Source organism: Curtobacterium sp. 1544, assembly GCF_040544915.1.
Lineage (GTDB): Bacteria > Actinomycetota > Actinomycetes > Actinomycetales > Microbacteriaceae > Curtobacterium > Curtobacterium pusillum_C.
The window spans coordinates 1-13763 of the sequence record NZ_JBEPKX010000041.1; the positions used below are offsets into that span (position 1 = coordinate 1).

Sequence of the window (13763 nt, forward strand, 5' to 3'; positions counted from 1 at the left end):
GGGGGGTCGGCCGCGCCGGTCCGTTTGTCGGGGGGGGGCCCGACCGCCTCCGCCGGTGGCCGCTGCGGCCGCCCCCCCCCCCCCCCCCGCCCCCGGGGGGGGGCGGGGGGGGGGGGGCCCCGCGGCCCCCCCGCCTCCAGTCATTCCGTGGTGGCGACTACTTCAGGTCGGCGATGAAGCGGTCCGTCCAGGCGAGGGCCGGTGCGCTCGGGACCGAGCTGCAGGTGGACATCGCCGTCGTCGAGGAGCACGGGGTGTCGCGGTCGAGGGACCAGTAGTGCACACCGGCGAGGCCGTTCGCCTTGGCGTAGGCGGACAGGGTGTCGACGTCGGCAAGGGTGAAGACCTCGTCGGAGGCGTCGTTCACGCCGATCATCGGGGTGACCTCGATCTTCGACGGCGCGATGCCGTACGTGTGCTCGAGGTTCGTCACGGCCTGGATCGAGGACTTGCCCATCTCGCAGGTCGATCCGGACAGCACGCAGTTCGCGGTCGTCGCGCGGCCGAAGTCCATCGTCATGAGGTTGACGGTGTAGTTCGTCAGCGACGATGCCTTGATCGCCTTGACCGTGGCGTCACCCGTGCTGTTGAGCCCGCCGAAGCTCCCGTCGCTGGCCGCGAGGGTCGCGAGGGTGAACGAGAAGCGCAGGCCCGGGTACTTCGACTGGGCGAGGGCTGCGGCGTTCACGAGGTTCTGGACGTCGGCGGCGGACTGCCCGCTCTCGATGTCGAAGTCGACGCCGATCATGTGCGGGGTGGCGTACCGGGCGATGAAGCTCTGCAGCGCGGTGCCGGAGCACTTGAACGAGCCTGCTGCGCCGCCGGTGCTCACGATGTAGTTCACGCCCGCGGCGTCGAGCTTCGGGATGTTGGCGCTCGCGAAGGCGTCCGCCGCCACACCGCCCCAGTTCTCGCTGCCGCAGGTGCCGGTGGCGAAGGCGAGGGTGATCGCCTTGAGGCCGGGCTCCCGTGTGGAGACGAGGCTGTTGCTCGAGCCGACGACCGGGATGCGCGTCCCGGTGACGGCGGTGTTCATCACGTTCGTGTTCCAGTCGAGGTTCACGGTGACGTCCTTGTACGGGCTGAACACCAGGCCGCTGGCGGTGCCCCCACTGCCACCCGTGCCTGGGTTCGTGGTGCCGCCGCCCGGAGTGGTCGTGCCGCCACCACCCGTACCGGTGCAGGCACCGGTGGACGTCCACGGCTGCCCGCTCCCCGTCGCCCCCGAGTGCGTCGCGGGGTCGTCGCCCTGCGTCCACCAGTTCGCGGTGTAGTTCGTGCCGTTCTCGCTGACGGTGGCGCCGCCGGAGTAGGCGGTGCCGGCAGCCCAGGCGGTCGCACACGACGGTGTGGCGGCGATGGCCGGTGCCGTGGCGAGTGATCCTCCTGCGATCGTCGCCACTGCGGCGGCCACGAGGCCGATCCGCACGCGGATGTCGTTCTTCACACGGTTCTCCTGTCCTCGGCCGGACGTCGTCGTCCGGCGGGTGGAACCCCTGCGACCCGATTTCGCAGGAGCATTGTGGAATACCCCTGCATATTGCTCTCAGGTGGAACGACCTGTCCATGAAAGGACGTACAGCTGCGGGATCAGTCCTTCGTCGCGACGACCGTGAACGTGGTCGGCAACCGGTCCCGATCCGCGACGGGCCAGGCCCAGGAGCCGTCCCCGGTGTCCTCCATCCGCGGACTGAAGCGCCACGGGAGCGTCGTGCCCTCGTCCAGTCGGCGGAGACGCAGCCCGGCGCCGAGGAGCGCGTTCACGATCTCGGAGAGCGGGTGCGGCCACTCGTACGTCCGGGTGTTCGCCACGGTCCCGTCGCCCGCGTACGTCCCGGCATCGTCCCACTGCTGCGCGGTGCCGTCGGGGAAGTAGCGGTACCGGGTGACGAGCCCGTCGGCGGACTCGTCGAGCGCGTACAACGCCGGATGGCCGTCGCGGATGAAGAACACCCCGCCCGGTCGGAGCAGCGCGGTGACCTGTGCGGCCCACCGGTCGAGATCCGCGAGCCAGCAGATGGTGCCGATGCTCGTGTAGACCACGTCGAAGTCCCCCACGACCGCGGCTCGGGCGTCGAGGACGTCGGTCTCGACCCAGGTGATGTCGAGATCGAGCCGCGAAGCGAGTCCGGCGGCGGAGGCGAGCGCAGCGGGGGAGAAGTCGACGCCGGTGACCCGGGCGCCCTCGCGGGCGAGGGACACGGTGTCGGTTCCGATGTGACACTGCAGGTGGCAGACGTCGAGGCCGTGCAGAGAGCCCGACGGCAGCCAGGGTGCCAGCGCGGGGAGGTCGTCGCGGACGACGGTCGAGCGGTGCTCGGGGTCGGACAGCTCGTCGATCTCGTAGGCACCCTCGTGGATCGGCACGCGGTCGTCCCAGTTGGCGCGGTTGGTGTCGCGGGCCTGCTCCCAGTCGACGTCGACGTGATCCGTGCTCATGCGTTCGAGCCTAGGACAGCGACAAGCCCAGCTTCCGTCCGGCCAGCCCGCGCCCCATCGTCGTGATGCCGTCGGCGATCGCGGCGAGTGCCACGGCGGCGGGGTCCTCCGGCGCGCCGAGCACGACCGGCAGGCCGGTGTCCCCGCCCTCTCTGAGCGGCACGGACAACGGCACGCTGCCGAGTACCGGCACGGGGGAGTCCTGGACGCGGGACAGCCGCCGAGCGGTCTCCGCACCGCCGCCCTCGCCGAACAGGTGCAGGACGCTGCCGTCGGGCTGCACGAGGCCCGCCATGTTCTCGATGACACCGATGACCCGCTGCCCGGTCTGCCGCGCGACGATCCCGCTCCGCTCGGCCACGTCGGCGGCGGCCGCCTGCGGGGTGGTCACGACGAGGACCTCGGCGTGCGGGAGCAGCTGGCCGACCGAGATCGCCACGTCACCGGTCCCCGGCGGCAGGTCGAGCAGCAGCACGTCGAGGTCGCCGAAGAACACGTCGGTCAGGAACTGCGACACGGTCCGGTGCAGCATCGGCCCGCGCCAGGACACCGCGGTCGAGGCGTCGTCGACGAACATCCCGATCGACACGACCTTCACGTCGTGGGCCACCGGCGGCAGGATCATGCTGTCCACGCGCGTCGGGCGCGGTGCCACGCCCGCGGCGTCGGTGAGCCCCATCAGCCCGGGGATGCTGAAGCCGTGCACGTCGACGTCGACGATGCCCACCCGCTGGCCACGCGCAGCGAGCGCGACTGCCAGGTTCGCGGTGACGGTCGACTTCCCGACGCCGCCCTTGCCGCTCGTGACGGCGATCACCCGGGTGAGGGAGTCCGGCGTGAACTGCACGCCCTTCGGTCGACCGGCACGGAGCCGTTCGGTCAGCGCGGCGCGGGTGGCCGGGGCCATGACCGACACGTCGACCGACACGGCGGACACGCCGTCCACGGAACCGGCGGCGGCGCGCACGTCGCGCTCGATGGTGTCGGCGGCGGGGCACCCCACGATCGTGAGCTGCAGGTCGACGCGCACCGCGCCTCCAGGCTGCACGTCGACACCACGGATCATGTCGAGCTCCGTGACGGGGCGGCGGATCTCGGGGTCGATCACGCGGCCGAGCGCAGCGAGGACCGCGGAGCCGAGCCGTTCGTCGGGGGAGACGGCCTCAGCCACGGGCGGTGCTGCCGGGCTCGTCCGCGAAGCCGGCGTCCTCCGTGTCGCGACGGTCCAGCTCCTCGAGCAGCGACCGGATCTCGGCGCGGATGAAGTCCTTCGACGCCATGTCGCGCATCGCGAGCCGCAGGGCCACGACCTCGCGCGCCAGGTACTCGGTGTCCGCCAGGTTCCGCTCGGCACGCTGACGGTCCTGCTCGAACTGCACGCGGTCGCGGTCGTCCTGCCGGTTCTGGGCGAGCAGGATCAGCGGGGCCGCGTACGACGCCTGCAGGGAGAGCACGAGGGTCAGGGCCGTGAAGCCGATCGCCGCCGAGTCGAACTGCCACGACTTCGGGGCGAGCGTGTTGTAGCCCATCCAGACGACGCAGAACAGGGTCAGGCCGACGAGGAACCACGGGGTGCCCATGGCGCGGGCGATGCCCTCGGTGGCACGGCCGAAGGTGTCACCGCGGCCGGACCTGCGGCGGGTCGGGAGCACGCGCGTGCGCATGCCCTTGGGCGAGTCGAGACGTTCCTGACGCTCGAGCCGCTCCTGGCGGTTCTCATCCGTTCGGGCCACGGGTGGTCCTCCTTCCCGTCGTCACGGGCGTCTTGCGCGGGCGTTGGCGTGGGAGCGGTGAGGGTTCCCCCTCGCCCTGACTTCGCCAGTCGTCCGGCAGGACGTGGTCGAGGACATCGTCGATCGTCACCACCCCGACGAGTCGGTGGGCGTCGTCGACCACGGGGACGGACAACAGGTTGTAGGTCGCCATGATCCGGGTGACCTCGGCGGCGCTCGCATCGACCCGGACCGGTTCGGTCTGCTGGTCGATGAGGGTGCCGAGCCGTTCGTTCGGCGGGTACCGCAGCATCCGCTGGAAGTGCACGAGGCCGAGGAACCGACCGGTCGGCGGCTCGTACGGCGGCAGCGTGACGCAGACGGCGGCACCGAGCACCGGTGCGAGTTCGTGGCGGCGGACCAGTGCGAGTCCCTCGGCGACGGTGGCGTCGGCGGAGACGATCACCGGCTCGGTCGTCATGAGCCCGCCGGCGGTGTCCGGCTCGTACTCGAGGAGCATCCGCACGTCCTGCGCCTCCTCGGGCTCCATGAGCTGGAGGAGGGCCTCACTGCGCTCGTCGGAGAACTGCGCGAGGACGTCGGCCGCGTCGTCGGGCTGCATGTGGTCGAGGACGTCGGCGGCGCGCGAGTCGGTGAGCCGGGTGAGGATCTCGATCCGTTCCTGGTCGGGCATCTCCTCGAGCACGTCGGCGAGGCGGTCGTCCGGCAGCTCCTCGGCGACCTCGAACCGGCGTTCCTCGGGCAGGTCGAGCAGCGTCGACGCGAGGTCGGCGGGCAGCAGGTCGGAGTACGCCGCGATGACGTGCTCGGCGGACTGGGCCTCGCCGGGGAGTTCGTCCTCGGTGACCTCGTTCCAGGTCGCGAAGGTCGTCGGGCCCTTGCCGAACGGCGACGGCGTGGTCTTCGGCTTGCGGAGGAAGAGCTGCGAGACCTCCCAGTCGCCCTGCCCGCGGTCCTCGATCGCGACGTCCTCGATGGTGGCGCGGATGCGCTCCTTCTTGATGAGGACCTTGCGGCCGAGCATCTCGGCGATCACGCGCACCTCGCCGCCGCGCTGCTCGAAGCGGCGCATGTTGACGAGGCCCGTCGTGATGACCTGCCCGGCACCGATCGAGGTGATCCGGCCGATGCTCACGAAGATCCGTCGTTTGCCCGGGACCTCGACGATGAGTCCGACGACGTGCGGGGCGTCGACGCGGCGGTACACGACGAGGACGTCGCGCACCCTGCCGACGCGGTCGCCCGCGGGGTCGAAGACGGAGCACCCGGCGAGGCGGGCGACGAAGACCTTCGTGGCGCTCACCCGACCCAGCGTAGTCGCTGTGCATGGGGGTTCTTCCCTGTGGGCGCACGTGCGATTGCAAGGTGTTCGGTGAATGATGGCTGGGTGAGCAATCAGAGCCCCTTCGCCGGCAGGACCGCCCAGGCCTTCCCGACGCTGCCCAAGGGCGACGTCCTCGGCACCTACGACAGCTACCCCGACGCCCAACGCGTCGTGGCGAAGCTCGCCGAGGCCGACTTCCCCGTCAACCAGCTCTCGATCGTCGGCAACGACCTCAAGACCGTCGAACGGGTCACGGGCAAGATGACCTACGGCCGCGCCGCCATCGCCGGTGCCCTGTCCGGGCTCTGGCTCGGCATCTTCTTCGGCATCGTGCTCACCCTGTTCTCACCGAGCGCCGGCGGGCTCATCCTCGCCGCCGCCATCATCGGCGCCGCGTTCGGCATGCTCTACGGCATCGTCTCGTTCGCCATCACGAAGCGGCAGCGGGACTTCACGAGCGTGCACCAGGTGCTCGCCACGAACTACCAGATAGTCGTCGAGCCGCAGCTCGTCGGCCAGGCCCGTCGCATCCTCGGGGAGGCCGGGCTCGCCCCCGCCACCCACTGGAACCCCGGGACCCCGGGTGCTCCGGGACCGCAGAGCGGCCCGGGCGCCGGTGGTCCCGGGCTGCACGGGCAGCAGCCGTGGCGGCCCGGTCCTGGCTCGGCGGGTGGTCAGGTGCCGCCCCAGCAGTCGCCGTACGGTGGGCACGCCACACCCCACCAGCAGCCTGGAGGCACGCAGCAGCCCGGCACGTCGGCTCCCGCCCCGCAGTCGGGTGCCCCCTCGGGCACGCCCCGCTACGGTACGAACGACGGGCCCCGGTACGGGGAGACGCCGTCCACGGCGCCGGCACCGGCTGCGCCGTCGGCCGTGCCGCAGCCCCGGGCGGACGAGCCGCCGCGCTACGGCGAGCGGGTGACCGGGGCGACGCCGACGTCAGCGCCCGCAACCCCGTCATGGTCCACGCCCTCGTCGTCGCCGTCGTCCTCGGACGAGTCGAAGGACGACGAGTCCCGCTGACCCCGCGGCGGTCGCGGCGGTTGCGGCCGGCGAGGTCGCACGACGCGCCGCTCAGGTCCGCCGAAGTCGCACGAACGGTCGCTTCCCATCGCTGGGAGCGGCCGTTTTCGCGACCTCGGCGGACGGTTACAGGACCTTCGAGTAGCAGATCGACGTGGGCACTCCGACGTACGGGCCGAAGTTGGCGATGCGGCCGAAGCCCTCGCGCTCGTAGAACCCGATCGCGCGCTTCTGCTCGTTGCCCGTCTCGAGCACGAGCGCTGGTGAGCCGAGGTCGAGCGCGGCCTCCTCCAGCCGACGCAGCAGGGCCGCCGCGACACCCGCGCCCCGGGACTCCGGCCGGACGTACATGCGCTTGATCTCGGTGATGCCGTCCTGCACGACGCGCAGCCCACCGCAGCCGAGCGGGGTGCCGTCCTCGTCGCGCGCGAGGAAGAACACCGCGATCGACTCGGCCGTGGGCTTCTCGCCCGGCTCGGTGTCGCCGCCGTACGCACGGTCGATCTCCAGGCGCTGGGCGGCACGGAGCCGCTGGGCGTCGGGGGAGTCGAAGTGCTCGACGTCGATCGAGAACGCGCCCTCGCTGGGGCTGGGGGAGACCTCCGGTGTCGTCACACGCTCAGGCTAGCGGCCGGAGCGGGCGATCCACCCCTCCACTTCCGAGGGGGTCCGGGGGATGCCGACCGACAGGTTCTCGGCGCCGTCCTCGGTCACCAGGATGTCGTCCTCGATCCGGACGCCGATGCCGCGGAACTCCTCGGGCACGGTGAGGTCGTCCTGCTGGAAGTACAGGCCGGGCTCGATCGTGAAGACCATGCCGGGCTGCACGATGCCGTCGATGTACATCTCGCGGCGGGCCTTCGCGCAGTCGTGCACGTCGAGGCCGAGGTGGTGGCTCGTGCCGTGCACCATGTACCGGCGGTGGAACTGGTTGTCCTGCTGGAGCGATTCCTCGGCGGTGCCGGGCAGGAAGCCCCACTCGGCGGTCTTCCGGGCGATGACCTCCATCGCGGTGGCGTGCACCTGCCGGAAGGTGATGCCGGGCTTGACGATCGCGAAGGCCGCGTCGGCGGCTTCGAGCACGGCTTCGTACACCAGGCGCTGGACGTCGGTGAAGGTGCCGCTGACCGGGAGCGTGCGCGTGATGTCGGCCGTGTAGAACGAGTCGACCTCGACGCCGGCGTCGATGAGGATCAGGTCGCCCGGCTCGACGGCACCGTCGTTGCGGGTCCAGTGCAGGATGCAGGCGTGGTGGCCCGACGCGGCGATGGTGTCGTAGCCCACGGTGTTGCCGTCGGCGCGGGCACGGCGGTTGAACGTGCCCTCGACGATGCGCTCGCCGCGGGGGTGCGCCAGCACGGCGTCGAAGTCGGCGATGACGTCGTCGAACCCGGCCTTGGTGGCGTTCACGGCCTTGCGGAGCTCGTTGACCTCGTACGCGTCCTTCACCAGGCGGAGCTCGGAGAGGTCGCGGGCGAGGGCGTCGTCGGTCGCGGGCACGCCGTCGGTCTCGGCAGCGCCGCCGACGGCGCTGCCGATCCGCTCGTCGAGCGTCCGGGTGAGGTCGGTGTCGGCGTCACGGACCAGCAGCGCCGAGGCGTCGAGCCCGGCGGTCACGGTGTCGAACGTGCCGAGGTCGGCCGTCGCGAGCCCGAGGTCCGCAGCGACCTCGTCGAGGGAGGGACGCGGGCCGACCCAGAACTCGCCGATCTCGGGGTTGGCGTAGAACTCCTCGGAGTCGCGGCCGGCGGTGGCGCGGAAGTACAGCGTGGCGTCGTGCCCGGAGCCGTTCGGCGTCATCACGAGCACGGAGCCGACGACCGTGTCGGTGCCCCAGCCGGTGAGGTGCGCGAAGGTGGAGTGCGGGCGGAACGGGTAGTCGCAGTCGTTCGAGCGGACCTTCGCCTGGCCGGCCGGCACGACGATGGTGCGACCCGGGTGCAGCTCCGAGATCTTCGCGCGGCGCTCGGCTGCGAAGGCGGCCTGCTCGCGGGGCTCGGGCAGCGGACGGTCACGATCGGCCCACTGCGAACCGATGTAGTCCTTGAACGTCGAGGATCCGGGAGTGGTGGAACGGTTGCTCGTCGCGCGGGGAGTGGTGTCGGACATGCTCCCCATCATCGCACCGCCCGACGGCACGCGGCCTGTGCGCCCGCTCACCTGTGGATAGCATTGACCACGTGCCCGATCCGTTCATCGACCTGCACGCGCACTCGAGCGTCTCCGACGGCACCGAGCGACCCGCGGACCTCGTCCGGGCGGCAGCAGCCGCCGGACTGGACGCCGTCGCGCTGACCGACCACGACACGACCGCGGGGTGGACCGAGGCGATCGCGACCGCCCGAGACCTGCCGCTGACGCTCCTCCCCGGGCTCGAACTCAGCACCCGCGTCGGGTACCGCAGCGTGCACGTCCTCGGCTACCTCGTCGATCCCGAGCACCCGGGCCTCGTCGCGGAGACCGAGCGCATCCGCGACGGCCGGCTGTCCCGCGCCCGGCGCATGGTGGAGCGCATCGGCCGCGACCACCCGATCACGTGGGACGACGTCATCGCCCAGGCCAGCGAGGGCGCGACGATCGGTCGTCCGCACATCGCCGACGCGCTCGTCGCCCGAGGCCTCGAGTCCGACCGCAGTGCGGCGTTCCGCGGCATCCTGCACCCGGCCTCCGGGTACTACGAACCGCACGAGGCACCGACCCCGCTCCGGGGCGTCGAACTCATCCGTCAGGCCGGCGGCGTCCCGGTGATCGCGCACCCGGCGGCGTCCTCGCGCGGCATCGTGATCGACGAGCCGATGCTCCGCGAACTCGTCGAGGCCGGACTCGGCGGCCTCGAGGTCGACCACCGCGAGAACCTCGCCCACGGCAAGCGCACCCTGCTCGACTGGGCAGCGCGCTACGACCTGTTCGTCACCGGTTCCAGCGACTACCACGGCACCGGCAAGCCGAACCGGCTCGGCGAGCACCGCACGGCCCGCGTCGCGTTCGACGCCATCCTCGCCGAGGCGACCGGCAGTGCGCCCGTCGTCGGCACCGGCTCGCGCCTCACCTGACCCGAGTCTCGCCGCCGCGCGGCCGAGACTCGCGCTCAGCGACAGATCCTGCGGTCGGCCGCGCGAGAACTGTCGCCCAGGCCGAGTCTCGGGCAAGCGCGGCTCGCGGAGCGGGGACGACGAAGGGCCCGTCGCGTCAGCGACGGACCCTTCGGCCTGGAGGCGCTACTCGCCGTCCGAGGTGCCCTGCGGTGCCGAGGCGGTCGCCTCGGACGACCCGGTGCCGGCACCGCGACGACGGCGACGCCGACGACGCTTCGCCGCACCGTCGCCGGACGCGGCCTCAGTGCCCTCGGCACCCGCCGACTGCGGAGCCGCCGACTCGGAGGCCGGGGCCTGCGAGGCGGGCTGGTCCGTGCCTCCAGACCGGGTGCGGGTGCGGGGCGGACGTGAGCCGCTGCGCGGACGGTCGCTCGTCTTCCTGTCGGCGGGGCCACCGGCCGAGGCCGCGTGCGCGGACGCACCGGGGAGACGGCCCTTGGTGCCCTTCGGGATGTCGAGTTCCTCGAACAGGTGGGGCGACGACGAGTAGGTCTCGACGGGCTCGGGGATGCCGAACTCGAGGGCCTTGTCGATCAGCGTCCACTTGTGCAGGTCGTCCCAGTCGACGAACGTGACCGCGATGCCCGTCTTGCCGGCACGGCCGGTGCGGCCGGCGCGGTGCAGGTACGTGTCCGGGTCGTCCGGGATCGTGTGGTTGATGACGTGCGTCACGTCGTCCACGTCGATGCCGCGAGCCGCGACGTCGGTCGCGATGAGCACGTCGCGCTTGCCGGCCTTGAAGGCGGCCATCGCGCGCTCGCGCTGCTCCTGGTTGAGGTCGCCGTGGACCGCTGCGGCGTTGAAGCCGCGGTCCTTCAGTTCCTCGACGAGCTTCGCCGCCGCGCGCTTCGTGCGGGTGAAGATCACGGTCTTGCCGCGACCCTCGGCCTGCAGGATGCGGGCGATGACCTCGTCCTTGTCGAGCGAGTGCGCCCGGTAGATGACGTGCTTGATGTTGGCCTGCATGAGGCCCTCGTCCGGGTCGGTCGCGCGGATGTGCACCGGGCGGCTCATGAACCGGCGGGCGAGCGCGACGATCGGCGCGGGCATCGTGGCCGAGAACAGCATGGTGTGCCGCACCTCGGGGATGGCCTGGAAGATGCGCTCGATGTCCGAGAGGAAGCCCAGGTCGAGCATGCGGTCGGCCTCGTCGAGCACGACCTCCTGCACGTGGGACAGGTCGAGGAGCCGCTGGCGCTGCAGGTCGATGAGGCGACCGGGCGTGCCGACGACGATCTGGGCACCGGCCTTGAGCTGCTCGATCTGGCCCTCGTACGCCTTGCCGCCGTAGATCGACACGATGGTCGTCGGGCGGTTCGACGTGGCGAGCTCGAGGTCCTCGGTGACCTGGACCGCGAGCTCACGGGTGGGGACGACCACGAGGGCCTTCACACCGGGTGCCGGGTCGGCGCCGAGTCGCTGGATCAGGGGGAGGCCGAAGCCGAAGGTCTTGCCGGTACCCGTCTTGGCCTGGCCGATGATGTCCTGGCCGGTGAGGGCGAGCGGGATCGTCTGCTGCTGGATCGGGAAGGGCTCGAGGATGCCCTTCGTCGCGAGCGCGTCGACGATGTCCTGCTCGATGGAGAGGTCTGCGAAAGTCAAAGAATCACCTTAGTTCTGGTGGAAGTCCCGACCAGTCTACCGGCGGGCCGGTCGGGCGGGGGTGCGGGGTCCTTCCCGCTATGCTCGTCGGGTGGTGTCGTGGTGGAACCGGAAGCGCGCGGCGGAGCTCGCGTCCGCGTGGCTCGCGTCGCGGAACCCGCGGAACGCGTCGCCCGTGGAACGCCTGCAGCTGGACGACGTCAGCCCCGAGCTCGACGTCTACCTCGGCCAGGCTGCGTACCTCGAGCTGTCGCTCTACGAGACGATGGGCCGTGCCGGAGCCGGTGCCCCCACCCTGTCCGGACGCCTCGTCACCGGTGTGCTGGCGACGACCGCGCTCGAGCGACACCGGACGATCGTCGCCGAGATCGAACGCACCGGCGGTGACCCGGCCGCGCTGATGGCGCCCCACCGCGAGGCGATCGACCTGTTCCTCGAGCGCACGAGCGGTGCGGACTGGTACGAGTCGATGCTCACCGGTTACGTGACCGCCGGGATCCTCAACGACCTGTTCGGCTCGCTGCTCCGGTCGCTGCCCGCCGAGGTCCGGCAGCGCCTGAAGACCGTGTTCGACGCGCGCGAGGAAGCCGCCGTCGTCGAGGAGCTCTCCGCGCGCATCGCCGAGGACCCGTCCGTCGGGTCGCGCCTGGCGATGTGGGGCCGACGGCTCGTCGGGGACACGTTGCTCGTCGCCCGGTCGGCGCTCGCCTCCCACGCGCGTGAGGACCAGGAGCGCCTCGAGCCGGTCTGGACCGAGCTCATCGCCGCACACACCCGTCGGATGGACGCCCTGGGCCTGACCGCCTGATGCGCTCGGGAGGAGCGCACCGGCGGACGGCCGGACGCGGGTTCGACGCGGTCCCGTGGGGTCCTGCCGTGCTCGGCGGTGCTGCGCTGTGGGTCGCGTCACGCGTCCTCGTGACGACGATCGCCCTCGTGTCCCAGTGGGCCGCGACGGGGTCCCTCCTCGGCGGCCGTCCGTTCGCCGACCTCCTGGCACGGTGGGACTCGTCGCACTACGCCGCGATCGCCTCGGACGGCTACGCCGCAGGGTCCACCGACGTCGCGTTCTTCCCGGGGTACCCGATGGCAGCCCGGGCCGTCGCAGCGGTGCTCCGGACCGTCGGGGTCGGCGCCGACGCAGTCCCGACGGCGCTCGTGCTCGTCGCGGCACTCGGAGGCCTGGTGGCGGCGGTGCTGCTCTGGCGGCTCGCCGAGGTGACCGTCGGTCGGCGGGCCGCGTTCGTCGCGACGCTGCTGTTCGTGGTCGGTCCGTACGCGGTGTTCCTGCACGCGTCCTACGCCGAGTCGTCCTTCGCGGCGGCGGCGATCGGGGCGTGGTACCTGGCGGTGCGCGACCGCTGGCTCGCGGCGGGGCTCGTGACCGCGGTCGCCGGGACGATCCGGCCGAACGGGCTGTTCCTGCTCGCCGCGCTCCTCGTCCTGTACGTCGTCCGTCGTCGGGCGGCCGGACGGCGGGTCGTCGCCTGGCCGGTGCTCGGGCTGGCGACGGGGGTCCTCGGGTTCCTCGGCTACATGGTGTCGCTGTGGGTCCTGACGGGCGACCCCGCCGCGTGGAACACCGCACAGCGCGAGGGGTGGGCGCGGTCGACGTCGGCGCCGTGGACGACCTTCGCGGCGACGGTGCAGAACGTGCTGCACCACCCGCTCCTGTCGGCCCGACCGCAGTTCCTGCTCGACATCGTCTTCGCCGCGCTGCTGCTCGCGGCGGTGGCGTACTTCGCGGTCCGGCGGCGCTGGGCCGAGGCCACGCTGCTCGGGCTCACCGCGGTGTCGCTCATGACGAGCTCGACCTACGTGTCGCTGGCACGGAACACGCTGACGCTCTTCCCGATCTGGATCGCGTTGGGCGCGGCGTCACAGCGGCACACCGTCGGGCGCTGGGTGACCACGGGCGTGCTCGTCGTCGGCGTGGTGCTCCTGACGGCGAACACCCACCAGTTCACGCTCGGCGAGTGGGCCGACTGACCGTCAGGCGCCCTGGGCCTTGACCTGCTCGTAGAAGGCCGCGTCGGCCGCCGTGCGGCGCTTGCCGAGCACCCACTCCGCGACCAGGGCGACCACGCCCGCGCCGACCAGGGTGACGACCCAGATCCAGGTCGCGTCGTACTGCCAGCCGATCCAGGTCAGCGCTTCCCACAGGACGGCCGCGACGATGCCGCCGACCGCCGGTCCGAGCAGGGAGCCGCGGCTGGAGCGCCAGGGCACGACGACGTGCGCGACGGCCCCGACGATCAGGCCGCCGAGGACCGCGAAGAGCAGTTCCACGTCGTCAGGCGACGAAGCCGATGCGACGGGCCTCTTCCGCGCCGACCTCGACGTACGCGAGCGAGGCGACGGGGACGATGAACCGACGGCCCTTCTCGTCCTGGAGTGCGAGGTGCGTCGACTTCGCGTCGAGGGCCTCCGACACGGCCTTCTCGATCTCGTCCGCGGTCTGGGCGGTCTCGAACGCGATCTCACGCGGGCTGTTGGTGATGCCGATCTTGATGTCCACGAGCACAGCGTATCCGAGCCGCCCACGGG

General features: G+C 71.8%; 14 protein-coding genes. 4 read left to right on the forward strand and 10 right to left on the reverse strand.

The genetic code is table 11. The features are described 5' to 3' along the window. Nucleotides 1–157: 157 nt before the first annotated feature. The 5 genes from ABIC61_RS17515 to ABIC61_RS17535 all read right to left on the reverse strand — a co-directional run bounded on the left by ABIC61_RS17515 (nucleotide 158) and on the right by ABIC61_RS17535 (nucleotide 5475). Nucleotides 158–1447, reverse strand: a complete 1290-nt coding sequence (locus ABIC61_RS17515) for a carbohydrate-binding protein (RefSeq protein WP_354030941.1) — start codon at nucleotides 1445–1447, stop codon at nucleotides 158–160. A gap of 143 nt (nucleotides 1448–1590) precedes the next feature. Further along, nucleotides 1591–2439 (reverse strand): class I SAM-dependent methyltransferase, encoded by an 849-nt coding sequence (locus ABIC61_RS17520; RefSeq protein ID WP_354030942.1) that lies wholly within the window; start codon nucleotides 2437–2439, stop codon nucleotides 1591–1593. Nucleotides 2440–2449: 10 nt separating this feature from the next. Further along, nucleotides 2450–3610, reverse strand: coding sequence for an Mrp/NBP35 family ATP-binding protein (locus ABIC61_RS17525; protein WP_354030943.1), 1161 nt, complete (start codon nucleotides 3608–3610; stop codon nucleotides 2450–2452). After that, nucleotides 3603–4103, reverse strand: a complete 501-nt coding sequence (locus tag ABIC61_RS17530) for a DUF1003 domain-containing protein (RefSeq protein WP_144755537.1) — start codon at nucleotides 4101–4103, stop codon at nucleotides 3603–3605. The genes ABIC61_RS17525 and ABIC61_RS17530 overlap by 8 nt, the downstream gene beginning before the upstream one ends. Before the next feature lie 52 nt (nucleotides 4104–4155). Further along, nucleotides 4156–5475: a magnesium transporter MgtE N-terminal domain-containing protein gene (locus tag ABIC61_RS17535; protein ID WP_354030944.1), complete on the reverse strand. Its 1320-nt coding sequence runs from the start codon at nucleotides 5473–5475 to the stop codon at nucleotides 4156–4158. Nucleotides 5476–5559: 84 nt separating this feature from the next. Here ABIC61_RS17535 and ABIC61_RS17540 point away from each other — a divergent pair, with 84 nt between their 5' ends. Beyond that, nucleotides 5560–6519 carry a YflT domain-containing protein gene (locus ABIC61_RS17540; protein ID WP_354030945.1) on the forward strand — a complete coding sequence of 320 codons (960 nt, stop codon included), beginning with the start codon at nucleotides 5560–5562 and terminating at the stop codon, nucleotides 6517–6519. 126 nt (nucleotides 6520–6645) lie between these two features. Here ABIC61_RS17540 and ABIC61_RS17545 read toward each other — a convergent pair whose 3' ends face one another. After that, on the reverse strand, nucleotides 6646–7134 hold the full coding sequence (locus ABIC61_RS17545; protein ID WP_354030946.1) for a GNAT family N-acetyltransferase: 489 nt from the start codon (nucleotides 7132–7134) through the stop codon (nucleotides 6646–6648). A gap of 9 nt (nucleotides 7135–7143) precedes the next feature. Further along, entirely contained in the window at nucleotides 7144–8628 is a 1485-nt protein-coding gene (locus ABIC61_RS17550) for an aminopeptidase P family protein (protein WP_354030947.1), read from the reverse strand. Nucleotides 8629–8699: 71 nt separating this feature from the next. On the opposite strand from ABIC61_RS17550, the gene ABIC61_RS17555 reads away from it, so the two are divergent. Then, complete coding sequence (locus ABIC61_RS17555) at nucleotides 8700–9572, forward strand: PHP domain-containing protein (RefSeq protein WP_354030948.1); 873 nt, start codon at nucleotides 8700–8702, stop codon at nucleotides 9570–9572. Between the two features lie 165 nt (nucleotides 9573–9737). Here the strand turns inward: ABIC61_RS17555 and ABIC61_RS17560 are convergent, their stop codons facing one another. After that, nucleotides 9738–11216 carry a DEAD/DEAH box helicase gene (locus ABIC61_RS17560; RefSeq protein ID WP_354030949.1) on the reverse strand — a complete coding sequence of 493 codons (1479 nt, stop codon included), beginning with the start codon at nucleotides 11214–11216 and terminating at the stop codon, nucleotides 9738–9740. A 91-nt stretch (nucleotides 11217–11307) separates the two neighbouring features. On the opposite strand from ABIC61_RS17560, the gene ABIC61_RS17565 reads away from it, so the two are divergent. Continuing rightward, nucleotides 11308–12024, forward strand: coding sequence for a ferritin-like fold-containing protein (locus ABIC61_RS17565; protein ID WP_260852719.1), 717 nt, complete (start codon nucleotides 11308–11310; stop codon nucleotides 12022–12024). A gap of 68 nt (nucleotides 12025–12092) precedes the next feature. Then, nucleotides 12093–13205 carry a mannosyltransferase family protein gene (locus ABIC61_RS17570; protein ID WP_354030950.1) on the forward strand — a complete coding sequence of 371 codons (1113 nt, stop codon included), beginning with the start codon at nucleotides 12093–12095 and terminating at the stop codon, nucleotides 13203–13205. Nucleotides 13206–13208: 3 nt separating this feature from the next. On the opposite strand, the gene ABIC61_RS17575 is transcribed toward ABIC61_RS17570, so the two are convergent. Further along, nucleotides 13209–13505, reverse strand: a complete 297-nt coding sequence (locus tag ABIC61_RS17575; RefSeq protein WP_144755208.1) for a hypothetical protein — start codon at nucleotides 13503–13505, stop codon at nucleotides 13209–13211. Between the two features lie 4 nt (nucleotides 13506–13509). After that, a complete protein-coding gene (locus ABIC61_RS17580) occupies nucleotides 13510–13734 on the reverse strand; it encodes a DUF3107 domain-containing protein (protein ID WP_144755205.1) in 225 nt (74 codons plus the stop codon). Nucleotides 13735–13763 lie beyond the last annotated feature (29 nt).

Excerpts from the sequence above, each read along its gene's own strand:
- ABIC61_RS17520 (WP_354030942.1), bottom strand. The coding sequence starts at position 2,439 with ATGAGCACGGATCACGTCGACGTCGACTGGGAGCAGGCCCGCGACACC.
- ABIC61_RS17550 (WP_354030947.1), bottom strand. The coding sequence starts at position 8,628 with ATGTCCGACACCACTCCCCGCGCGACGAGCAACCGTTCCACCACTCCC.
- ABIC61_RS17530 (WP_144755537.1), bottom strand. The coding sequence starts at position 4,103 with ATGCGCACGCGCGTGCTCCCGACCCGCCGCAGGTCCGGCCGCGGTGAC.